This is a genomic window from Massilia sp. CFBP 13721 (genome assembly GCF_014842025.1).
Taxonomy (GTDB): Bacteria; Pseudomonadota; Gammaproteobacteria; order Burkholderiales; family Burkholderiaceae_D; genus Telluria.
This window is the reverse complement of record NZ_JACYUY010000005.1, coordinates 60,180-83,254: the sequence shown is the minus strand read 5'-3', so window position 1 is coordinate 83,254 and position 23,075 is coordinate 60,180. Positions and strand designations below refer to the sequence as shown.

General features: G+C 65.3%; 20 protein-coding genes. 19 read left to right on the top strand and 1 reads right to left on the bottom strand.

Features of this window, described 5'->3' with window-relative positions; genetic code table 11:
• The first annotated feature begins 28 nt into the window (after positions 1 to 28).
• The 8 genes from IFT60_RS06400 to IFT60_RS06365 all read left to right on the top strand — a co-directional run bounded on the left by IFT60_RS06400 (position 29) and on the right by IFT60_RS06365 (position 10,508).
• Entirely contained in the window at positions 29 to 637 is a 609-nt protein-coding gene (locus IFT60_RS06400) for a toll/interleukin-1 receptor domain-containing protein (RefSeq protein ID WP_192050716.1), read from the top strand.
• 7 nt (positions 638 to 644) lie between these two features.
• Positions 645 to 3,332, top strand: coding sequence for a tetratricopeptide repeat protein (locus IFT60_RS06395; RefSeq protein WP_192050714.1), 2,688 nt, complete (start codon positions 645 to 647; stop codon positions 3,330 to 3,332).
• Between the two features lie 245 nt (positions 3,333 to 3,577).
• A complete protein-coding gene (surE, locus tag IFT60_RS06390) occupies positions 3,578 to 4,315 on the top strand; it encodes a 5'/3'-nucleotidase SurE (RefSeq protein WP_192050711.1) in 738 nt (245 codons plus the stop codon).
• Positions 4,312 to 5,199: a protein-L-isoaspartate(D-aspartate) O-methyltransferase gene (locus tag IFT60_RS06385; RefSeq protein ID WP_192050709.1), complete on the top strand. Its 888-nt coding sequence runs from the start codon at positions 4,312 to 4,314 to the stop codon at positions 5,197 to 5,199. Before surE ends, IFT60_RS06385 begins: the two co-directional genes overlap by 4 nt.
• Before the next feature lie 34 nt (positions 5,200 to 5,233).
• Positions 5,234 to 6,163, top strand: a complete 930-nt coding sequence (locus IFT60_RS06380; RefSeq protein ID WP_192050707.1) for a peptidoglycan DD-metalloendopeptidase family protein — start codon at positions 5,234 to 5,236, stop codon at positions 6,161 to 6,163.
• A 9-nt stretch (positions 6,164 to 6,172) separates the two neighbouring features.
• Positions 6,173 to 7,198 carry an RNA polymerase sigma factor RpoS gene (gene rpoS, locus IFT60_RS06375; RefSeq protein ID WP_192050705.1) on the top strand — a complete coding sequence of 342 codons (1,026 nt, stop codon included), beginning with the start codon at positions 6,173 to 6,175 and terminating at the stop codon, positions 7,196 to 7,198.
• A gap of 130 nt (positions 7,199 to 7,328) precedes the next feature.
• On the top strand, positions 7,329 to 8,672 hold the full coding sequence (gene rlmD, locus IFT60_RS06370) for a 23S rRNA (uracil(1939)-C(5))-methyltransferase RlmD (RefSeq protein WP_192050702.1): 1,344 nt from the start codon (positions 7,329 to 7,331) through the stop codon (positions 8,670 to 8,672).
• 117 nt (positions 8,673 to 8,789) lie between these two features.
• Positions 8,790 to 10,508, top strand: a complete 1,719-nt coding sequence (locus IFT60_RS06365; protein ID WP_192050700.1) for a hybrid sensor histidine kinase/response regulator — start codon at positions 8,790 to 8,792, stop codon at positions 10,506 to 10,508.
• Between the two features lie 248 nt (positions 10,509 to 10,756).
• Here the strand turns inward: IFT60_RS06365 and IFT60_RS06360 are convergent, their stop codons facing one another.
• Positions 10,757 to 11,443 (bottom strand): Bax inhibitor-1/YccA family protein, encoded by a 687-nt coding sequence (locus tag IFT60_RS06360; protein WP_192050697.1) that lies wholly within the window; start codon positions 11,441 to 11,443, stop codon positions 10,757 to 10,759.
• A gap of 266 nt (positions 11,444 to 11,709) precedes the next feature.
• Here IFT60_RS06360 and ndk point away from each other — a divergent pair, with 266 nt between their 5' ends.
• The 11 genes from ndk to hflX all read left to right on the top strand — a co-directional run bounded on the left by ndk (position 11,710) and on the right by hflX (position 23,073).
• Positions 11,710 to 12,123 (top strand): nucleoside-diphosphate kinase, encoded by a 414-nt coding sequence (ndk, locus tag IFT60_RS06355; protein ID WP_192050695.1) that lies wholly within the window; start codon positions 11,710 to 11,712, stop codon positions 12,121 to 12,123.
• 109 nt (positions 12,124 to 12,232) lie between these two features.
• A complete protein-coding gene (gene rlmN / locus IFT60_RS06350) occupies positions 12,233 to 13,405 on the top strand; it encodes a dual-specificity RNA methyltransferase RlmN (protein ID WP_192051122.1) in 1,173 nt (390 codons plus the stop codon).
• An 8-nt stretch (positions 13,406 to 13,413) separates the two neighbouring features.
• Complete coding sequence (gene pilW / locus IFT60_RS06345) at positions 13,414 to 14,226, top strand: type IV pilus biogenesis/stability protein PilW (RefSeq protein ID WP_374001241.1); 813 nt, start codon at positions 13,414 to 13,416, stop codon at positions 14,224 to 14,226.
• Positions 14,227 to 14,233: 7 nt separating this feature from the next.
• Entirely contained in the window at positions 14,234 to 15,232 is a 999-nt protein-coding gene (locus tag IFT60_RS06340; RefSeq protein ID WP_192050690.1) for a RodZ domain-containing protein, read from the top strand.
• A gap of 61 nt (positions 15,233 to 15,293) precedes the next feature.
• Positions 15,294 to 16,580: a flavodoxin-dependent (E)-4-hydroxy-3-methylbut-2-enyl-diphosphate synthase gene (gene ispG, locus IFT60_RS06335; protein ID WP_192050688.1), complete on the top strand. Its 1,287-nt coding sequence runs from the start codon at positions 15,294 to 15,296 to the stop codon at positions 16,578 to 16,580.
• A gap of 113 nt (positions 16,581 to 16,693) precedes the next feature.
• On the top strand, positions 16,694 to 18,031 hold the full coding sequence (gene hisS, locus IFT60_RS06330) for a histidine--tRNA ligase (RefSeq protein ID WP_192050685.1): 1,338 nt from the start codon (positions 16,694 to 16,696) through the stop codon (positions 18,029 to 18,031).
• 55 nt (positions 18,032 to 18,086) lie between these two features.
• Positions 18,087 to 18,740: a YfgM family protein gene (locus IFT60_RS06325; RefSeq protein WP_192050683.1), complete on the top strand. Its 654-nt coding sequence runs from the start codon at positions 18,087 to 18,089 to the stop codon at positions 18,738 to 18,740.
• Positions 18,741 to 18,825: 85 nt separating this feature from the next.
• Positions 18,826 to 19,980: an outer membrane protein assembly factor BamB gene (gene bamB / locus IFT60_RS06320; RefSeq protein ID WP_192050680.1), complete on the top strand. Its 1,155-nt coding sequence runs from the start codon at positions 18,826 to 18,828 to the stop codon at positions 19,978 to 19,980.
• Between the two features lie 8 nt (positions 19,981 to 19,988).
• Positions 19,989 to 21,332 (top strand): ribosome biogenesis GTPase Der, encoded by a 1,344-nt coding sequence (gene der, locus IFT60_RS06315; RefSeq protein WP_192050678.1) that lies wholly within the window; start codon positions 19,989 to 19,991, stop codon positions 21,330 to 21,332.
• A gap of 284 nt (positions 21,333 to 21,616) precedes the next feature.
• Entirely contained in the window at positions 21,617 to 21,853 is a 237-nt protein-coding gene (gene hfq / locus IFT60_RS06310) for an RNA chaperone Hfq (protein WP_019141241.1), read from the top strand.
• Between the two features lie 5 nt (positions 21,854 to 21,858).
• The gene (hflX, locus tag IFT60_RS06305) at positions 21,859 to 23,073 is read left to right on the top strand and encodes a GTPase HflX (RefSeq protein ID WP_192050675.1); all 1,215 of its coding nucleotides are present in this window, start codon (positions 21,859 to 21,861) and stop codon (positions 23,071 to 23,073) included.
• Positions 23,074 to 23,075 lie beyond the last annotated feature (2 nt).

Below are 23,075 nucleotides of genomic sequence, written 5' to 3'. Positions count from 1 at the left end.
GGCAGGCGTCTTGACGAGGGGAATGGCAATGGCAATCCGGTACGGCTGCTTCTTCAGCTACGCCCATGGAAAACACGCGTTGATGCAGCGCTTCAAGACAGCGCTGGCGGACGCGTTGCACTGCTATCTCGAACCCTATTTCGACACCGAGGACGAACTCTTCGTCGATACCGAGCAGCTCGGCGGCGGGGACGACCTCGACCACAAGATCGCGCGCGCGATGTGCGAGAGCGTGTGCATGGTCCTGATCTATACCCCCAAGTACGAAGCGCACGCCTACACGCGGCGCGAATACGAGGCGATGCGCCTGATCGAGGCCGAGCGCAGCCAGTGGTACACGCTGCCCAGCCACCTGATCATCCCGGTCATCATGACCCAGCATCCCGACCGGCTGCCGCCGCAGATTGCGAACTCGACCTTCTATGTGGACTTTTCCCATTTCACGATGGCCACGGCCGACCTGAAATCGAACCCCGATTTCCTGCCCGACATCGGCAAGATGGTGAAACGGATCGCCACCCATTACCAGTACCAGAAAATGTATACGCCGCCCGGGCATGACTGCAACCAATTCGTGCTCCCCGATGTCCCACCTGAGTGGCGTGCCGTCCCGGATCTCACTTTCCCGAAAAAATGAGGAGCTCATGGAAATCAACCGTTTGACGCTGCCGCCGATCGGCGGTTCCGGCGAAGTGACCACCTTCTACAGCTTCGAAAGCGGGGCCGCGCGCAGCATCGCACTGGCCGACAGCGCCGTGCTGCTGGCGGGGCGCCAGAATGCGACCACGCCGGTGCTGATGATCGACTGGGATACCGAAGCGCCCGGCCTGCACCACCTGTTCCCGATCCGCGACGAGCGCTACGCCAGCCACGAGCATGCGCGCGCCGACGACCCCCGCGCCGGCCTGCGTGCGGCGGCCGGCCGCGCCGCACCAAGCCGGCATGAGCCGGGGCGCAGCGATGTCCGTCCCGAGGGGGCGCGTCCCGGCCTGCTCGAATATTTCGAAGCCTGCCGCGAGCAGCTCAAGGCCCTGGGGCGCACCGGCGGCGACGACCACGAAGAGCGCGCCCGGCTGGTGCTCGATGCGATCGACTGGGAAGCGTATGTCGAGCGCGTCGACCAGGGCCGCACGCTGTACCTGATGCGCGCCGGCTGCTTCGACGACAGCTACGGCGAGCGTGCCGACCGCATGGACTGGGACGGCCTGTTCGCGGCCTGTCCGGCGCTGTTTCGCGCCTTTGCCGCGCACCTGACGCGCCATTTCCGCCACGTGCTGATCGACTGCCGCGGCGGGCGCTCGGCGGCGGTGAGCGTGTGCACCACGCTGCTGCCCGACCGCCTGGTCGGCCTGTTCACCCCGAACGGCCGCAGCCTCGACGGGCTCGTCGGCGTCGTCACGCGCGCCATCGAGTACCGCTGCAGCCACGAGGAAGCCCAGCGTCCGCTGCTGGTGTATCCGGTGCCCTGCGGCGTCGACGGCGTCGATGCCGAGCGCCGCCTCCAGTGGCGCCGCGGCGACCCCCACAAGGGCATCGCCGGCTACCAGCCGCGGCTCGAACAGCTGCTGCGCGACTGCTATGGCCTGGCGCAGCCCTCGCTCGACAGCTATCTCGACGAAGTGCAAATGCACGGCGCGATCGCCTGTGGCGCCGCCCAGCACCTCGGCACGCTGCCGGAGCGCGACGGCGACCGCCTGTCGCAAACGCGCGCCATCGAGGCGCTGCTCGGCTGGGTGGCGGCGGGGCGCTTCCCGTGGCAGTCGCGTCTCGAAATCGAACTGCTCGACGCGGTCGACGCCGCGCGCGCGCGCCTGGCGCTGGGGGAGCGGCGTGGCGGCACGCCCTCCGCGTTTGACCCCAACGCGGTGCTGCTGGCGCGCGAGTTGCTGCGTTTGGGCGAACTGTACCTGCACGGCGGGCGCATGGCGGACGCCTGCGACTGCTTCGCCGAAAGCACCACGCTGCGCCAGCGCCTGCTGGGCGACGACCATCCCGACACCCGCGCCAGCCGCGCCGCGCTGGCCGCCGTGCTGCGCGACAGCGGCCAGCTGGCCCAGGCGCGCCAGCAATACGAAGCGCTGCTCGAACACAGCCTGGCCGTGGCCGGGGCCGACCATCCGGAAACCCTGGCCGCGCGCTCGGGCCTGGCCGCTACGCTGGCGCGCCAGGAAGAGTTCAACCCCGCCCTCGGCCTGCACGACCTGGTGCTCGACGCCTGCGAGCGCCTGTACGGGCCCGACCACATCGCCACGCTCGACGCGGTGGCGGGCCAGGCCCGCACCCTGGCGCTGCAGGGCGAATATTCGCGCGCGCGCATGCTCTACGAGCGCGTACTGGAAGGGCGCCAGCGCGTACTCGGCACCGAACACGAAGATACGCTGCGCTGCACCCAGCAGCTGGCCACGCTGCTGCGCGACATGGGCGACCTGGGCAACGCACGCAAGCTGCAGGAAAACGTGGTGCGGGTGCGCGAACGCCAGGCCGGGATGGATGCGGCGCTGACCTTGCAGGCGCGCGAGGCGCTGGCCGAGATCTTCGCCGCCCAGGGCGACCTGGGAGCGGTGCGCGACATGCAGCAATCGCTCGCGATGGCGCGCGAGCGCCGCCTCGGCTCCGAGCACCCGGACACCCTCGGCGTGCTGCTGCGGCTGGCCTCGACGCTGAGCCAGCAGGGCGAACTCGAGGAGGCACGGCGGCTGCAGCAGCACGTGGTCAGCCTGCACGAACGCCTGCGCGGCATGGATGACCAGGAAACCCTGCGCAGCAAGCAGATGCTGGCCCAAACGCTGTCGAGCCAGGGCAACAGCGCCGCGGCGCGCCGGCTCGAGCAAAGCGTGGAAGAAGGCGGCCACCGCCTGAAGCAGCTGCGTGCGATGTCGGCCGGCCCGTATGACATGTCGGGCATCGCTACGCCGGGCGCTGGCGACACCGGACCGGGCCTGGCCACGGCGGGCGCGATGCCGGTCCCGGGCTTGCCAGGCGTAGCGACGCCCGGCGCGCTGGGGCAGGGCGCGGGCCGGCCGCCGGCGCCGCGCGCCGCTTCCGGCCAAACTGCGCACGAACCGATCGAACACAAGCTCGGACAATTGCACAAGCTGGTCGAAGGGGGCCGCACCCGCGAAGCGCGCCAGCTGGCCGACAGCCTGCGCGAGCTCATCCTGCGGCCGACGGTCGCCCAGCCGCTACGGCGGCGCGGGGTGGCGCTGATCAAGCAGGTGTACCAGGACGATGGCGACAAGGATGCGCTGCTGGCCTTTGCCGAAGACGAAGTCGCCTTGCTGGAAGGCGCGCTGATCGAGGCGTCCGGCGGCCGTCCGCTGGCAATGCGCTGAAAGCCGTCGAGGATGCCGGTGGGCAATGTTCGGCCGCGGCCTTGTCTGGCGGATAAGGCCGCGGCGCCGGATGGAGCGAACTCGGCAGGAGCGCAGCGTCGTTTCAGGACAACGTTGTTACGCCATCATGAACGCCGTCCCAACGGGGCGTAGCGCCGCCGTGCGCCAGGGCCCTACGCCCTGCAGCCGAGAAATTATGTCCCCTGAATGCGCGTTAAAAGCGTTGCTTCAGGTAAAATCGGTGGATGCGAATTCTTATCAGTAACGACGACGGCTATCTCGCCCCTGGTATCAATGCCCTGGCGGAAGCCCTGGCGAGCATCGCCGAAATCATCGTGGTCGCGCCCGACAGCAACCGCTCGGGCGCGTCGAACTCGCTGTCGCTCGACCGTCCGCTGACGGTCAACCGCGCCGCCAACGGTTTTTATTTCGTCAACGGCACCCCGACCGATTGCGTCCACATCGCCCTCACCGGCATGGGCGACGCGCTGCCCGACCTGGTCGTTTCCGGCATCAACAACGGCCAGAATATGGGCGACGACACGCTGTATTCGGGCACCGTCGCCGCCGCCACCGAAGCCTATCTGTTCGGCATCCCGGCCATCGCATTTTCCCAGGTCAACCATGGTTGGGAGCACCTCGATGCCGCCGCCCGCGTCGCGCGCGACGTCGTCCAGCGCCGCTTCGACATGCTGCCGTCGCCGTTCTTGCTGAACGTGAATATCCCGAACCTGCCGTTCGAGGCGCTCGGACCATTGACCCCGACCCGCCTCGGGCGCCGCCACCAGGCCGAACCCGTGATCCGTTCGCAGGATCCGCGCGGGCGCGAAATATTCTGGATCGGCGCCCCCGGCGCTTGCCGCGATGCGAGCGAAGGCACCGACTTCCATGCTACCCAGCATGGCATGGTGTCGATCACGCCGTTGCAGGTGGACCTGACGCACAAACCCCAGCTCGAACTGCTGGCACAGGGACTGGCATGACAGAACGCGGCAAAGCCCCCGGAGGCAGCACCTTCCCTTTGCCGCTGTCGTCGGTGACCGGCGGCGGCGCGCGCAAGCCGGCCACGCCGGCGCCGATCGCCAGGCCGCAGACCGCGACCCAGAACGCCGCGCGCGCGGTCGGCGGCGCCCAGGCGCCCAAGGCGGCGCAACCCGGCCCGAAGCTGCCCGGCTATGCGCCGAACACCCAGAGCGCCCCGGCCGCGCAGCGGTCGGACCTGGCGGCCACGGAAGCGATCCGGCGCGCGATGGTGGCGCGGGTGGCAGGGCAGGGCGTGCGCGACCCGGTGGTGCTGGGCGCGCTGGAAGCGGTGCCGCGCCACCTGTTCATCGAGCCGGCCTTGTCGAGCCAGGCGTATGTCGACGCCTCGCTGCCGATCGGCCACCACCAGACGATTTCGCAGCCGTATATCGTGGCGCGCATGATTGAAGCGATGCGCGAGGCAATGCCCGATGGCAAACCGATGGGCCGCGTGCTCGAGATCGGCACCGGTTGCGGCTACCAGGCGGCGGTGCTGGCACGGGTGGCGCAGGAGGTGTATTCGATCGAGCGCATCAAGCCGCTGCATGAGCTTGCCAAGGCCAACCTGCGCCCCTTGCGCCTGTCCAACCTGCGTCTGCACTACGGAGATGGTATGCTCGGGCTCGCACAGGTTGCGCCATTCGACGGAATCATCCTTGCCGCGGCCGGGATGGAAGTGCCGCGCGCCCTCCTTGAACAGCTTGCCATCGGCGCGCGCCTGGTCGCCCCGGTCGGCGGCCAGGTCCAACACCTGCAACGGATCACCCGCACCGGCAAATCGGCGTGGACCAGCGAAACCCTGGAAGCCTGCCACTTCGTGCCTCTGAGGCCTGGCACCGCTTGACCGCTGCACAGTACGTTATAAATATTAGATGAGAATGAAACAAACACCCCGTTTAGTCCTGCTGACCCTCACCATCGGCCTGTTTGCCGGCTGTTCCTCCACCCCCCGCCACGCGCCGATCGTCGAGCGTCCCGTCGGTTCCGCGAACAAAACGCGTCCGTTGCCGGTACGCAGCGACGATGCGCGCCCCGATGCCAAAGGCTTCTATACCGTGCGCCGCGGCGACACGCTGCTGCGCATTGCCTTCGACCATGGCCAGAGCTACCGCGACCTGGTCACCTGGAACAACCTGGCCGACCCGGACGACATCAAGGTCGGCCAGGTGCTGCGCGTGACGCCGAACGAGCGCCAGGCCAGCACGGCGGTCGTGACCCAGCCGGTGCCGATGCCGCCGGACAGCCGGCCATCGGTGCCGCGCAAGACCACGCCGCGCGCCGACAAGAAGTCGTTTGACGATACGGCCGATGCAGGGCGCAGCGACAAGGCCGGCGAGCGCGCCGAAACCGTGGCCGCCGCCGTGGCCCCGGCGCCCGCGGTTGCCGCCGCGGCCGCGACCGGTTCGCGCGTCGGCAGCACCGTGACCGCGACGGACGACGAGAAGCTGAGCTGGATGTGGCCGTCGGACGGGCGCATCATCGCCACCTTCGACGAAGGCAAGAACAAGGGTATCGATATCGCCGGCCGCGCGGGACAGCAAGTCATGGCGGCGGGCGCCGGCAAAGTAATGTACGCTGGTAGCGGTATCCGAGGTTATGGTAATCTCGTCATCGTTAAACACAGCAACAGCTTGCTGTCGGCCTATGCCCACAACCGCGCGATCGTCGTCAAGGAAGGCGACAACGTGGCCAAGGGACAAGTAATCGCCGAGATGGGCGATTCCGATGCCGACACGGTGAAGCTGCATTTCGAGATTCGCCAGCAGGGCAAGCCAGTCGATCCGTCGAGGTTCTTGCCCAGCCGTTAGAGAGGGCCAATGACGCTGCCGCCGCATTCCCAGGACCAAGAAGACGTCTCAGACGAATTGCCTGACGATCTGGACGGCGAGGGCGCGTCAGGCATGGACGCCCCGGCACGGGACGGCACCGAGGGCGAGCCGCTGCTGCCCGGCGCCGCCGCCGAAGTCGACAGCGTCGACGAGCTCAAGAAAGTGCTCGCCGCGGAACTGTCGACCGACACCACCCAGCATTACCTGAACCAGATCGGCACCCGGCCGCTGTTGTCGGCCCAGCAGGAATCGCACTACGCGACCCTGGCCAAGGCGGGTGACTTCGATGCCCGCCAAAAAATGATCGAGCACAATCTGCGGCTCGTGGTCTCGATCGCCAAGCACTACATCAACCGCGGCGTCGTCCTGCTCGACCTGATCGAAGAGGGCAACATCGGCCTGATGCGCGCCATCGACAAGTTCGAGCCGGAGCGCGGCTTCCGTTTCTCCACCTACGCCACCTGGTGGATTCGCCAAAGCATCGAGCGCGCGATCATGAACCAGGCGCGCACCGTGCGCCTGCCAGTACACATGGTGCGCGAACTGAATGGCGTACTGCGCGCCAAATACCACCTGGAAGCCCAGCACCACGACGGCAAGGATGCCAGCGTCGAGGACATCGCCAGCCTGGTCGGACGCCCGCCGGAAGAAGTGCAGGACATCCTGGCCCTGTCCGAACATGCTGCTTCCCTCGATGCGCCGCTCGACAACGATCCCGGTTCGAGCCTGATGGACATGTTGCCGGGCGAAAGCGAAGACGGTCCGGACGCGCGCGCCGAGCAGCACGAGATGACCGAACTGGTGCGCGACTGGCTGACGCGCCTGCCGGAAAAGCAGCGCCTGGTGGTGATGCGCCGCTTCGGGCTCGACAACGACGATCCGGCGACTCTGGAAACCCTGGCCGAGGAGATGGGCGTGACGCGCGAGCGCGTGCGCCAGATCCAGCAGGAGGCGCTGGTCAAGCTGAAGCGGGCGATGGCGGCCCGTGGCGTGGTGCGCGATTCCTTGTTATGATGCGGCCGGTTCTGTGAGCTGATCAAGCTCGCTTCCGAATCCGCTTGCCACCATTCACGCTTTACGCGTGGGCACGGGGCGCCCACCCTACATTACGGTCCTGCACGGGCAAGCATTGCCCATCCTACCTATGCAAGAAACTTTCATCGAAATCAAATCCCTCGACGCGGATGCGCGCGGCGTCGGCCACCTCGAGAACGAGGACGGCACCCAGGGCAAGGTCGTCTTTGTCGAAGACGCCTTGCCGGGCGAGCGCGTCAGCTACGAGGTCAAGAAGAAGAAAAAGAATTGGGAAGCGGGACGCATGGTCACGCTCCAGCGCGCCTCGTCGATGCGGGTCGAGCCGCGCTGCCAGCACTTCGGTTATTGCGGCGGCTGCTCGATGCAGCACCTGGAGCCGACCGCGCAGGTGGCGATCAAGGGGCGTACGCTGGAAGACAACCTGTGGCACCTGAGTAAAGTGAAAGCGGAAACCATCATGCGCCCGATGTACGGGCCGACCTGGGGCTACCGCTTCCGCGCGCGCCTCTCGGTGCGCTGGGTGGCGAAAAAGGAAACCGTGCTGGTCGGTTTCCACGAGCGCGCCTCCGCCTTCGTTGCCGACATCACCTTCTGCCATATCCTGCCGCCACACCTGGGCGGCATGCTGGTGCCGCTGCGCAATCTGATCGGCGCGCTGTCGATCTACAACCAGGTGCCGCAGATCGAAGTGGCGGTCGGCGAGGAAAGCACGGTGCTGGTGCTGCGCATCATGGCGCCGATGAATGCCAAGGACGAAGAGTTGCTGAAAGCATTCGCCGACGAATGGGGCATCCAGTGGTGGTTGCAGCCGAAGGGGCCGGAGACGGTCCACCCGTTCTACCCGATCGGCAAGGAGCTGTACTACACGCTGCCCGAGTTCGGCGTGCGCATGCCGTTCAAGCCGACCGATTTCACCCAGGTGAACCACCAGATCAACCGCGCCCTGGTGCACAAGGCGCTGACCCTGCTCGCCGTGCAGCCGGACGACCGCGTGGCCGACCTGTTCTGCGGCCTCGGCAACTTCACGCTGCCGCTGGCCACCCAGGCGCGCGAAGTGGTCGGTATCGAAGGCAGCACGACGCTCACCACGCGCGCGCTGGAAAACGCGAAAGCCAACGGCCTGTCGGAAAAGACGACCTTTTATACGCGCAACCTGTTCGAGGCGACGGCCGAAGACCTGGTGCGGCTGGGCCGCTTCGACCGCATGCTGATCGACCCGCCGCGCGACGGCGCGATTGCGCTGGCCGAAGCGCTGGCGCACCTGCGCGAAGGCGGCAATGCCGAGTTCCTGCCCAAGCGCATCGTCTACGTGTCGTGCAGCCCGTCGACGCTGGCGCGCGACGCCGGCGTGCTGGTGCACCGTGCCGGCTATGTGATGAAAAAGGCGGGCGTGGTCAATATGTTCCCGCATACCTCGCACGTCGAATCGATCGGGGTATTCGATTTGCCTTGAGGCACATGTTGCTGTATGTGGGCTGCCGTACGCCCAGTATTGTGTGCGTGTTGACCTGCATTTGAGCATGTTGCAATCTTGGTAGCTGGGCCGCCTCTGGCCGCACGAGAATGCAACATGAATGTTTCAATACCTCCAACGCAGTACCGCCGGATTTTCGAGTCCGCGCCCGGCGTTTTCCTGTTGCTCCTGCCCGATGCCGGCTTCACCATCGCCGGCGTCAGCGACGAGTATCTGCGCGGTACGCTGCGCCAGCGTGACGAGATCGTCGGCCGCCCCGTGTTCGATGTGTTTCCCGACAATCCCCTGACACCGGAAGCGAATTCCACCCGCAACCTGGGCCGTTCGCTGGCGCGCGTGCTCGCCACATGCGCGCCGGACGTGATGCCGATCCAGCGCTACGACGTACCGCGTGCCGACGGCGAAGGGTTCGAGTTGCGCTACTGGAGTCCAGTCAATGCGCCGGTGCTGGACGACGACGGCACCCTGCTGTACATCCTGCACCGCGTCGACAACGTCACCGAGTACGTGCGGCAGGGCGAGGAAAACCTGCGCCAGCGCAGTGTGAGCGAGCAACTGTCGGCCGAAAAACAGCATATGGAAGCGGAGATCGTCCAGCGCAGCCGCGAACTCGATACGCTGAACTCCAGCCTGCACGAAGCGAACGCCGCGCTATCCGAGTATGCCCGCGGCGCGCGCGAGGAAGCCGAGCGCAAGAACGAGTTCCTCGCCATGCTGGGGCACGAACTGCGTAATCCCCTGGCGGCGCTGTCGTCGGCATTGCAGGTCTGGGAAGCGACGGGCGCCGACGCGCGCCGCCAGCAGGAATTGCAGGCCATCTGCCGGCGCCAGATGGGCAACCTGACGCGCCTGGTGGACGACCTGCTCGAGATGTCGCGCGTGGACCGCGGCGAAGTCGAACTGCAGCGCGCGCCGCTCGACCTGCGCGACGTGCTGGGCAGCGCGCTGCACGCCGCCCGCACGCTGTTCGACCGCCAGAGCGTCACGCTGGCAACGCGGGTGGCGCCGGCGCCGCTGCGGCTGGTCGGCGACGCCACCCGGCTCGAGCAGGTGCTGGTTAACCTGCTCGGCAATGCGGCGAAGTACAGCCCGCGCGGCGCCGCGGTCGAGGTGCGGCTCGACCCGGTCGCGCGCGCTGGCCACGCCTGGGCGCGCATCGAGGTGGCCGATGCGGGCAGCGGGATTCCGCCCGATAAACTGGAGGCGATCTTCGGCATGTTCGTGCAGGTCGACACGCGGATCGACCGCGCCCGCGGCGGCCTCGGCATCGGCCTGAGCCTGGTGCGCGCCCTGGTCGACCTGCACGGCGGCCACGCCTGGGCGGAGAGCGCCGGCCTGGGGAGCGGCAGCCGCTTCATCGTCGAGTTGCCGCTGGCGCCCGTGTTCGAAGCGGACCCGCCGCTTGCACCTTCCTCTCCATACTCGCTGCCGCCGGCAGGCGCGGCCGTGCGCGAGGTGCTGGTCATCGAAGACAATGCCGACGCCCGCGAAACGCTGTGCGCGCTGCTGGCCGCTTCCGGCTACGCCGTGACATCCGCCACCGACGGCCACGACGGGCTGGCGCAGATCGTCCGCAACCGGCCGGACGTGGCGATCGTCGATATCGGCTTGCCGGGCCTCGACGGTTTCGAAGTCGCGCGCGGCGCGCGCCAGGCCCTGGGACCCGACACACCGCGGCTGGTCGCCCTCACCGGCTACAGCTCGGCCGAAGTAGGGAGCGCCGCAGGCGAGGCCGGCTTCGACCTGCACGTGGTCAAGCCGATCAGCCTGGCATCGCTGGCGGAGGTGCTGGCCGGCAAGGCGCCGCAGGGCTGAGCTTAGGACCCGTAAGGTGGGCGGCTCTACCTGCTCAGTTTGCAGACCAGCGCCGTGTGCGCCGCCCACGCGTCAACCGTCCGGTGATTCGTCGCGAAGTTTCAAAGTGTGGTTGAACGCGTGGGCGGCATTGAAGCAGCGGGCAGGCGTCCGCTCTGGTATAGCCGCCCACCTTACGGGTCTGTGCATCGTTCACGGACGCAAAAAAGCCGACCCGCAGGTCGGCTGTTTCATTGCGTCTGAGGCTTTTAGTCGCGGTCGCCGCCCAGGCCCAGCAGGGCCAGCAGGTTGCTGAAGATGTTGTACACGTCCAGGTAGATCGCCAGGGTCGCGGTGATGTAGTTGGTTTCGCCGCCGTTGACGATGCGCTGCACGTCGTACAGGATAAAGGCCGAGAAGATACCGATGGCCAGCACCGAGAACACGATCGACAGGGCCGACATCTGCAGGAAGATGTTGGCGACGCCCGCCAGCAGCAGCACGATCACGCCGGCGAACAGCCAGCTGCCCATGCCCGAGAAGTCGCGCTTGGTGGTGGTGGCGATGCTGGCCATCACGGCGAACACGACCGCGGTGCCGCCGAAGGCGGTCATGATCAGCTGGCCGCCGTTGCTGTAGCCGAGCGTGTGGCGCAGCAGCGGCGTGAGCATCAGGCCCATGAAGAAGGTGAAGCCGAGCAGCACGAAGACGCCGACCGCGGAGTCCTTGGTCTTCTGGATCGCGAACATGAAGCCGAAGGCGACCGCCAGGAAGATGACGAAGCCCATGCCGCCGCTGAGCATCGGCAATTGCATCGACACGCCGATGTATGCGCCGAGCACGGTCGGGATCATCGACAGCGCGAGCAGCCAGAAGGTGTTGCGCAGGACTTTATTGCGCGTGACCTGGCCTACAGCCACGTCGTAAGCGGGTTGCTTTTGCAGGATGGGATTCATGTTGCCTCCGGGTTGGTAAATATATTCCACTCAAGAATAGCATGGCGCCGCCGCGTGACGACTCGCCTTAAGCTATTCATAAGGGAGTCCGCATAAGGTAGCGCCGCATTGACAAGGCGGTTTTTCGCCGCCACTCTACCACCTTGGCCGTCGCCGCCGCAATAATCTCGATATGGGGCGAGGTATGGTAAAATCAAAGGTTGATTGAGTTCTCTTCTTCTCGACTTCTTCTCGATCCAAACCTTTCTTTTTATTGGAGTTTTTACATGGCAATCGAACGCACCCTGTCGATCATCAAACCTGACGCAGTTGCAAAAAACGTCATCGGCCAAATCTACACCCGCTTCGAACAAGCTGGCCTGAAGATCGTTGCAGCCCGCATGACCCAGCTGACCCGCGAGCAGGCTGAAGGCTTCTACGCCGCCCACAAAGAGCGCGGCTTCTTCAACGACCTGGTCACCTTCATGGTCTCCGGCCCAGTCATGATCCAGGCCCTGGAAGGCGAAAACGCCGTCCTGGCACACCGCGACCTGATGGGCGCGACCGATCCGAAGAAGGCCGAGAAGGGCACCATCCGCGCCGACTTCGCCGATTCGATCGATGCCAACGCCGTCCACGGTTCGGACGCCGTCGAAGCCGCACAAGTTGAAATCGCTTACTTCTTCCCAGAACTGAAGTAATCGCTGCAGTAACCGGTTCACGTTGTAAGAACCGCTCGCCCCATGCCCCGGGCCCGGCGAGCGGTTTGCATTATTATTTTTAGCGCATCATCCCCAAGTATCCAGGACAATCATGACGACTCTCACCAACCTGCTGGACTTCGATCCCGCGCAACTCGTCGCTTACTGCGCCGAATTGGGTGAGAAGCCGTTCCGCGCCAAGCAACTGCAGCGCTGGATCCACCAGTTCGGCGCCGCCAGCTTCGACGAGATGACCGATCTCGCCAAGTCGCTGCGCGAAAAACTGAAAACCCGCGCCGAAGTGCGCGCGCCGGGCATCATCAGCGACCACACCTCGACCGACGGCACCCGCAAGTGGCTGGTCGACGTCGGCAACGGCAATGCGGTCGAAACCGTGTTCATTCCGGAAGAAAACCGCGGCACGCTGTGCATCTCCACGCAAGCCGGCTGCGCCGTGAACTGCCGCTTCTGCTCGACCGGCAAGCAGGGCTTCAACCGCAACCTGACGGTCGCCGAAATCATCGGCCAGCTGTGGATGGCCGAGTTCGAGCTGCGCCGTACCAAGGGTATCGAGCCGGGTCCGAAAGGCGAGCGCCAGATCACCAACGTCGTGATGATGGGCATGGGCGAGCCGCTGCTGAACTACGAGCCGACCGCCACCGCGCTCAAACTCATGCTCGACGATAACGCCTACGGCCTGTCGCGCCGCCGCGTGACCTTGTCGACTTCGGGCGTGGTGCCGAACATCGACAAGCTGTCGCAGGACGTGCCGGTGGCGCTGGCCGTGTCGCTGCACGCGTCGAACGACGCCCTGCGCGATGTATTAGTGCCGTTGAACAGGAAATACCCGCTGCGCGAACTGATGGCCGCCTGCAAGCGCTATCTGGAATTCGCGCCGCGCGACTTCATCACTTTCGAGTATTGCATGCTCGATAATTTCAACGATTCCGACGAGCATGCGCGCGAACTGATCGCGCTGGTCAACGATCCGGTCGTCGGCATCAACTGTAAGTTCAACCTGATTCCGTTCAATCCGTTCCCGGAGTCGGGCTTGTTCCGTTCGAAGAATCCGCGCATCAAGGCCTTCGCCCAGATCCTGATGGATGCCGGCATCGTCACCACCGTGCGCAAGACACGCGGCGACGACATCGACGCCGCCTGCGGCCAGCTGGCCGGCGAAGTGCAGGACCGCACCAAGGTGGCCCAGCGCATGGAAAAGATGGCGGAATACCAGAAGAAATTCGGCGCCGATTTCGGGCGCATCGTGGAGATTCCTTCTTGAAGCGGGCCGTGGCAGGCAGGATCGTTGCAAGTTACTGCGCGGCTGCATGCGCGCTGGGCTTGCTGACGGCCTGCGCCACGGGCAACAGCGGCACCAGCGGCAGCGCCGAACTGAAAACCGCGTCCGACCAGACCGTGGCCGAGAAGCGCGCCAACATCCGCCTGCAGTTGGCGGTCGGTTACTACCAGCAGGGCAAGTACGATATCGCCCTCGACGAAATCAAGCAGGCGATCGCCGCCGATCCAGGCTACGCCGACGCCTACGGCATGCGCGCGCTGATCTACACGGCGATGGGGCAGGTGCCGCTGGCCGACGACAATTACCGTCACGCGCTGCGCCTGGCGCCGCGCAACCCGGAACTGGCCAACAATTACGGCGCCTTCCTGTGCCAGACCGCCAACCGCCCCGGCGAAGCCATCCGCCAGTTCGATGCGGCGCTGACCAACCCGTCCTACCAGACCCCGGTAAGCGCGCTCGTGAATGCGGGCGTCTGTAGCTTGAAGACCAAAAATATCGATGCGGCCGAGCGCTACCTGCTCGACGCACTGCGCTACAACCCCGAACTGCCGGCCGTGTCCAACGGCCTGGCGCGGGTCTATTTCGAGCGGCGCGATTTCAACCGCGCCGGTTTTTTCATTAACCGCCTGACAGAGGTGTCGAAGCTCGACAACCTGTCCGCCGATGCGCTGTGGCTCGCCCTGCGGGTACAGCGCAAACTGGGCGATCGCTCGATGGAGGCCAGCCTGGTAGCGCAGCTGCGGCGGCGCTTCCCGGGCTCGCCCGAATACCTGGCGTACGAGCGCGGGGCTTTCGATGAGTGAGACGACAATGACTTCAGAGCGCACGGAACAAAGCGCCACTTCGAACCAACACCACAGCCACCCGGGCGCGACCCTGGCAGCCCAGCGCGAAGCAATGGGCTGGACCGTCGAGCAGGTGGCCGAGCAGCTCAAGCTGGCCGTGCGCCAGGTGGTGGCGATCGAAGCGGGCGACTATGCGGCCCTGCCGAGTCCCGCCGTGACGCGCGGTTTTGTCCGCGCTTACGCCAAGATCCTGCGTCTCGACCCGGCACCGCTGGTGGCCATGATCCCGATGGACACGCCGGTGCCGGTCGAATCGAGCGGCGTGCGGCGCGATCTGCCGAGCTCGCGCGGAACCCTGTTTTCGCACTCGCGCTATCCGACCCACGGCAAGCGCTCGGGCGCGCCGCTGGCCTGGATCGCCGGCGTCGTGGTCGTGGCCGCGGCCGGCTTCGCGGCCTGGCATTTCGGCCTGGTTTCGCTGCCCGGCAGCACGACGGCGCCGGCCGGCGGCGACGCCGTCCTGAACGCGCCGTTCGAGACGACCACCAGCAACGTGCCGGCCGCCGATACCGCGCACAACCCGAGCGTGCCACTGATCTCGGTGCCGGCCCCGGCCGATGGCGCCGCCGCGCCGGCCGCGGGAACGACGACACCGGCCCCGGCTGCCCAGACCCCGCCGGCGCCCGCGAACACCGCCACCCAAGCCACCGTGACCGCGACCACGGTCGCGCCGGCGCCCGCAACGCCCGTCGCTCCTGCTGGTGTGGCTGTTCCCGCAGCGGCCGGCGCCAACATCCTGGTGCTGAACGTGCGCGAGGATTCCTGGATCGAAGTCCGCCCGCAAGGCGGCAAGGCCCTGATTTCGCGCCTGGTGCGCGCGGGCAGCACCGAGACGATCGAAGTGCCGGGTACGGCAACCCTGGTGGTCGGCAACCCGACCGGCGTTTCCGCCACGCTGCGCGGCGCCGCCGTGGCGCTGCCGCCGGTGCCGGGCAAGACGATTTCCCGCATAACGTTGAAATAACTGCGGATCAAATAATGCACGACCCCGGCCGTGTGCGGGGCGAACGATGGACGAACAACGAATGACTTCTACGAACCTGCCAATTCCTTCGGGCCCGATGGCGCGCCGCGCAAGCCGCCGCGTGCTGGTCCAGCATGGCGAACGCAAGGTCTGGATCGGCGGCGATGCCCCGGTGGTGGTGCAGTCGATGACCAACACCGACACCGCCGACGTGATCGGCACCGCCATCCAGATCAAGGAGCTGGCGCGCGCCGGCTCCGAAATGGTGCGCCTCACCGTCGACAAGCCGGAAGCGGCCGCCGCCGTGCCGGCGATCCGCGAACAGCTCGACCGCATGGAAGTGGACGTGCCGCTGGTCGGCGACTTCCACTACAACGGCCACATCCTGCTGCGCGACTTTCCCGAGTGCGCCGCCGCGCTGTCGAAATACCGCATCAATCCGGGCAACGTGGGGCAGGGCGCCAAGCGCGACACCCAGTTCGCGCAGATGATCGAAGTCGCCATCAAGCACGACAAGCCGGTGCGCATCGGCGTCAACTGGGGCAGCCTCGACCAGTCGCTGCTGGCGCGCATCATGGACGAGAACGCCGCGCGCGCGAATCCGTTCAGCGCGCAAGCGGTGATGTACGAGGCGCTGATCACCTCGGCCATCGAGAACGCCGTGCGCGCCGAAGAAGTGGGCCTGGCGCGCGACAAGATCATCCTGTCGTGCAAGGTGTCGGCGGTGCAGGACCTGATCGCGGTCTACCGCGAACTGGCGCGTCGTTGCGACTACCCGCTGCACCTCGGTCTCACCGAAGCCGGCATGGGCAGCAAGGGCATCGTTGCCTCGACCGCGGCCTTGTCGGTGCTGCTGCAGGAAGGCATCGGCGACACCATCCGCGTCTCGCTGACGCCGGAGCCGGGCGGCGACCGCACGAAAGAGGTCGTGGTCTCGCAGGAAATCCTGCAAACCATGGGCCTGCGCAAGTTCACGCCGATGGTGATCGCCTGCCCGGGTTGCGGCCGCACCACCTCGACCGTGTTCCAGGAACTGGCCGACAACATCCAGACCTTCCTGCGCGATTCGATGCCGGAATGGAAGAAGTCGTATCCGGGCGTGGAAGCGATGAACGTCGCCGTGATGGGCTGTATCGTGAATGGTCCGGGCGAATCGAAGCACGCGAACATCGGCATCAGTTTGCCGGGTACCGGTGAATCGCCGGCGGCGCCGGTGTTCGTCGATGGCCAGAAAGTGGCGACCTTGCGCGGCGAGCGGATCGTGGATGAGTTCCAAAACATTGTTCTGGAATACGTGAAGAAGAATTACGGGCGCGCCGAGCTGGCTACGGAAGCCGCACAAAGTTAATCGTAGGGTGGAGTCCTGACTCCACGCGTTGCTGAGCTTGCATACCGCACCGCCGATCGAATACCGTACCGCGTGGAGTCAGGACTCCACCCTACGAATAGAAGAAGCTGACAATGTCCAAACCAGAAAAAATCGTCGCCATCAAAGGCATGAACGACATCCTCCCCGCCGACGCACCGCTGTGGGAGCTGTTCGAAAACACCGCCGAAACGATCCTGAAAAGCTACGGCTACCAGAAGATCGTCACCCCCATTGTCGAGGAAACCGGCCTGTTCAAGCGGGCGATTGGCGCCGTGACCGACATCGTCGAGAAGGAAATGTATTCCTTCACCGATTCGATGAACGGCGACGAACTGACCCTGCGTCCTGAAGGCACGGCCGGCGTGGTGCGCGCGGTGCTCGAGCACAACATGGTGTACGACGGTCCGAAGCGCCTCTGGTACAAGGGCCCGATGTTCCGCCACGAGCGTCCCCAGCGCGGCCGCTATCGCCAGTTCTTCCAGTTCGGCGCGGAAGCGGTCGGCTTTGCCGGCCCGGACATCGACGCCGAACTGATCATGCTGTGCCGCCGCCTGTGGGACGACCTCGGCCTGCAGAACGTGCGCCTGGAACTGAACTCGATCGGCAATGCCGAGGAGCGCCTGCGCCACCGCGCCGACCTGATCGCCTACTTCGAATCGCACGCCGGGATCCTCGACGCCGAAGCGCAGCGCCGCCTGCACAGCAATCCGCTGCGCATCCTCGACACCAAGAACCCGACCATGCAGGAGATGGTGAACGGCGCGCCGCAACTTCTGTCCTACCTGGGCGAAGAATCGCTGGCGCACTTCAACGGCGTCAAGCGCCTGCTGGACCGCAACAACGTGCAATACACGGTGAACCCGCGCCTGGTGCGCGGCCTCGATTACTACAACCGCACCGTGTTCGAATGGGTCACCGAAGAACTCGGTTCGCAAGGCACCATCTGCGCGGGCGGCCGCTACGATCCGCTGATCGAAACCTTCGGCGGCAAGGCCACGCCGGGCGTCGGTTTCGCGATGGGCATCGAGCGCATCATCGAGCTGATGAAGGGCCTGGGCGAGCCGGCGCAGCCGAGCCAGTGCGACGTCTACATGGTGCATCAGGGCGAAGAAGCGCAAGTGCAAGCCTTCATCCTGGCCGAACGCCTGCGTGATGCCGGCCTGGACGTTGTGTTACATTGCGCTACGCCAACGGGTGCCGGCAGCTTCAAGAGCCAGATGAAAAAGGCCGACGGCAGCGGGGCGTCGTTCGCTGTGATCATGGGCGAAGACGAAGTGGCAAATAATGTGGCCGCAATTAAGTCGTTGCGCGGCGAGTCCGGCGAGCAGCAGCAGGCCAGCGTCGCTTTCGACGCCGTCGTCGACCACATCGTCGACGCCATCGTCGGCGACCATGATCACGACCACGAGCACGTGCATTACCATCCTTAATTCATGCGTAGTATTACTGAATAACCCCCTTTTATAACTAGAATCACTAGACGACATGGCATACGACCTCGAAGAACAAGAACAGATTGCTTCCTTCAAAGCTTTCTGGTCGAAGTACGGCAACCTGATCACCTGGGTGCTGATCCTCGCCCTCGGCTCCTTTGCTGCCTACAACTTCTGGAATTCGCACACCCGCAAGCAGTCGGTCGAAGCGTCGGCCCTGTACGACGAGCTGACCGATGCCGTCACCGCCAAGGACAATGCCAAGAGCCAGCGTATCGCTGCCGACATCCAGTCGAAGTACAAGCGCACCGCCTACGCGCAGATGAGCGCGCTGGCGGCGGCCAAGACCGCGTTCGAGACCAACGACCTGAAAACCACGAAAGCCCAGCTGCAATGGGTGCTCGACAACGGCGACGACGAATACCAGTCGGTGGCGCGCCTGCGCCTGGCCGGTGTGCTGCTCGACGAAAAGAATTTCGATGGCGCCATGAAACTGCTGAACGAGAAATTCTTGCCGCAGTTCAGCGCCGAAGTGTCGGACCGCAAGGGCGACGTGCTGGTCGCGCAGAACAAGATCGCCGACGCCCGCGCCGCCTACGTCGCCGCGCTGACCGCCATGGGGCCGAAGCATCCGGGCAGCCAGCTGGTGCGCATCAAGCTCGAAGCCATCGGCGGCACTGCGCCAGCGGCACCGAAAGCGGCTTAAGCTGTTCATATTGTGATGGCCCACGCTCGCCGCAAGGTGGGCGTGGGCTTTGCCTCTCTACGAATCAGAACAAGGTACAAGAAAAATGCGTATTACCCGTAAGCTGGTAGGTGTCGGTGTCCTGGCCCTGATGACGGGCTGCTCGACCTTGAGCTCGCTCAATCCGTTTGCATCGAAAAACAAGAGCGCCGAACCGGCCAAGCTCGTCGAACTGAAAGGCACGATGGCGGTACGAACCGCCTGGAAACTTGATCTCGGCAAGGCGCGCGGCTACCAGTTTTCGCCTGCGCTGGCCGGTAACACGGTGGTCGTCGCCGGCGCCGACGGCAGCATCGCGCGCGTCGAAGCGGCGGACGGCCGCCAGCTGTGGCGCATCAAGGCCGGCGCCGACCTGACCGCCGGCGTCGGTACCGACGGCAATGTGATCGTCGTCGGCGCCAGCGATGGCGTCCTGATGGCCTTCGACATGGACGGCAAGGCGCTGTGGAAGACCCAGCTGTCGAGCGAGATCCTGTCCGCACCGGCAGTGGGACAGGGCATCGTCGTGGCGCGCTCGATCGACAACCGCATCGTCGGCATCGACGCCACCACCGGCCAGAAGAAGTGGACCGTGCAGCGCACCGCGCCGGCACTCACCCTGCGCACGGCGCCGGGCTTGGCAGTCTACGACAAGGACGTGATCGTCGCCCAGCCTGCCGGCAAGCTCGGCGCCTTCCTGATGGCCACCGGCGCCCCGCGCTGGGAAGTCGAAGTCGGCACCGCGCGCGGCGCGACCGAACTCGAGCGCGTGACCGACCTCGGCGGCATGCCGACGATTTTCGAGTCCGACGTCTGCGCCGTGGCCTACCAGGGCCGCGTCGCCTGCTACGACGTGGCCAGCGGCTCGCCGCGCTGGACGCGCGACCTGTCCTCGACGGTCGGCGTGGCGGTCGACCAGCGCTTCGTCTTCGCCGCCGACGACAAGGGCGCCCTGAACGCCTTCAACCGCGACGGCGGCGCCAGCGCCTGGACCAACGACAAGCTCGCCTTCCGCGGCCTGTCGACGCCGGTCTCGTACGGCCGCGCCGTTGCCGTCGGCGACTATCAAGGCTACGTGCATTTCCTCTCGCGCGAGGACGGCAGTTTCCTCGCGCGCGCCGCCACCGATGGCAGCGCCATCAGCGGCACGCCTCTGGTTGCCGGATCGAACCTGATTTTTCAAACACAAAATGGAACTGTGACCGCCATCGCGGTCGAATAGAATAAAACATGAAGCCGGTAATTGCACTCGTTGGTCGCCCGAACGTCGGGAAGTCGACCCTATTCAACCGCCTGACCCGTTCGCGCGACGCGTTGGTGGCCGACCTCCCTGGCCTGACGCGCGACCGCCACTACGGCGAAGGGCGCATCGGCGAGCGGCCGTTCCTGGTGATCGACACCGGCGGTTTCGAGCCGGTGGCCAAGGAAGGCATCATGCACGAGATGGCGCTGCAGACGAAGCAGGCGGTGGCGGAAGCCGACGTCGTGATCTTCATCGTCGACGGCCGCCAGGGCTTGACGCCGCACGACAAGACCATCACCGACTTCCTGCGCAAGTCGGGCCGCCAGGTCATGCTCGTGGTGAACAAGTCGGAAGGCATGAAGTACACCTCCGTCACCGCCGAGTTCTATGAACTGGGCATGGGCGACCCGTATGTCATTTCCGCCGCCCACGGCGACGGCGTGACCGACCTCGTGGTCGAGGCGCTCGACCAGGCCTTCGCTTCGCGTCCGCACGAGGAAGAAGAGCTGGAAAACCAGGACCACGGCGTCAAGATCGCCCTGGTCGGCCGTCCCAACGTCGGCAAGTCGACCCTGATCAACACCCTGGTCGGCGAGCAGCGCGTCATCGCCTTCGACATGCCGGGCACCACGCGCGACTCGATCGAAGTCCCGTTCGAGCGCGACGGCAAGCAATACACGCTGATCGACACGGCCGGTATCCGCCGCCGCGGCAAGGTGTTCGAAGCGATCGAGAAGTTCTCGGTCGTCAAAACCCTGCAGTCGGTGTCGGAGGCGAACGTGGTCGTGCTGATGCTCGATGCCCAGCAGGATATTTCCGAGCAGGATGCCCACATCGCCGGCTTCATCCTCGAATCGGGGCGCGCCCTGGTCGTCGCCGTCAACAAGTGGGATGGCTTGACCAGCGACCAGCGCGACGAGGTCAAGAACACCATGGACCGCAAGCTCGACTTCCTTGGCTTTGCCGAAACGCGCTTCATTTCCGCGCTGAAGGGCACCGGCATCAAGCAATTGATGGCTTCGGTCGACACGGCCTATGCCGCGGCGACGGCCAACCTGTCGACGCCGCGCCTGACGCGTGCGCTGCAGGAAGCGGTCGAGAAGCAGGAACCGAAGCGCAAGGGCACGTCCCGTCCGAAAATGCGCTACGCCCACCAGGGTGGCCAGAACCCGCCGATCATCGTCATCCACGGCAATGCGCTCGACGGCATTACCGAGCCGTACAAGCGTTACCTGGAAAAGCATTTCCGCGAAACGTTCAATCTGATCGGCACGCCGCTGCGGATCGAACTGCGCAGCGGGAAAAACCCGTTTGCCCACGATAAGGGGTAGGGTCTTTGAGGCCAATGGCCTCGAAGACGGGTTCACCGGGCACTTGTGCCCACGCGGTGATACGTGGCAGCAAGATCATCCGGCACGACATCGGAGCCCGTGCGTATCACCGCTCGCAAACTCAACGGTTTAATGGTCCCTTAAGCGTAGCAGTACGACAAGGACGCCTAAAACAGGTTACAGTAACCGCAGGCCATCGTTCGCAAAGCTGAATCTTGCCCCGTCCACTTGAAAAGGAGGCGTCTGCCTCCATTTTTTAACTACAACAACATTACGGAGCTGTTATGAGCAACAAAGGGCAACTGTTACAAGACCCATTCCTCAATGCCTTGCGCAAAGAGCACGTCCCGGTCTCGATCTACCTCGTCAACGGGATCAAGCTGCAAGGCCATATCGAGTCGTTCGACCAGTACGTCGTCCTGCTTCGCAACACCGTGACCCAAATGGTATACAAGCATGCCATTTCCACCGTCGTCCCGGCCCGCGCCGTCAATCTCAACCTCGAATCCGAAGCTGAGTAAGGCCGATGGCTGACGCCCCCGGTACCAACGATACGCGCGCCGTCCTGGTCGGCGTCGATTTCGGCGCGGTCGATTTCACGGCCAGCCTCGAAGAGCTGGCCTTGCTGGCCAGTTCTGCCGGCGCCGAGCCGATCGACACGATCACGGCCAAGCGCAATGCGCCCGATCCCGCTTACTTCGTCGGCAGCGGCAAGGCCGACGAAATCGGCGTCGCCGCCAAGGCGCTCGGCGCCGAACTCGTCATCTTCAATCACGCACTTTCCCCGGCACAGCAGCGTAACCTCGAGCGCCGCCTGGAGCTGCGCATCATCGACCGCACCAGCCTGATCCTCGACATCTTCGCCCAGCGCGCGCAGAGCCACGAGGGCAAGCTGCAGGTCGAGCTGGCGCAATTGCAGCACCTGGCCACGCGCCTGATCCGCGGCTGGACCCACCTGGAACGGCAAAAGGGCGGTATCGGCCTGCGCGGTCCCGGCGAAACCCAGCTCGAGACCGACCGCCGCCTGATCGGCGAGCGCGTCAAGGCCCTGCGCACGCGCCTCACCAAGCTGCGCAAGCAGCACGAGACCCAGCGCCGCGCACGCGGACGCAACAATACCTTTTCGGTGTCGCTGGTCGGCTATACCAACGCCGGCAAGTCGACCCTGTTCAACACGCTCACCAAAGCCGGTGTGTACGTGGCCAACCAGCTGTTCGCAACGCTCGACACCACCAGCCGCCGCCTGTACCTGGGCGACGAGACCGGCAGCGTCGTCATTTCCGACACCGTCGGGTTTGTCAGGGAATTGCCGCACCAATTGGTCGCCGCCTTCCGTGCCACGCTGGAAGAAACGATTCATGCGGACGTGCTGTTGCACGTGGTCGACGGTTCTTCGCCGACGCGCATGGAACAGATCGAGCAGGTCAACGAAGTCTTGCGCGAAATCGGCGCCGATCACATTCCGCAGATTCTTGTGTGGAACAAGATTGATGCAGCCGACCTCCAGCCTGGGGTCGAGCGTGATGAACATGATAAAATCAGCCGCGTTTTTATCAGCGCCAGGAGCGGCGCCGGCCTCGATCTGCTGCGCGAGGCCATCGTCGAGGCAGCCGCTTCGGCAGCCCGCCCGATTCCAGGCTCGCGCCCCAAGAACGAAGAGCAGGACGATGCAGCGCTGGATATCTTCCCTGAAGATGACGGCGAAAGTAATCCAACCTCCACCCATGTAGGGCCGCACTGAAG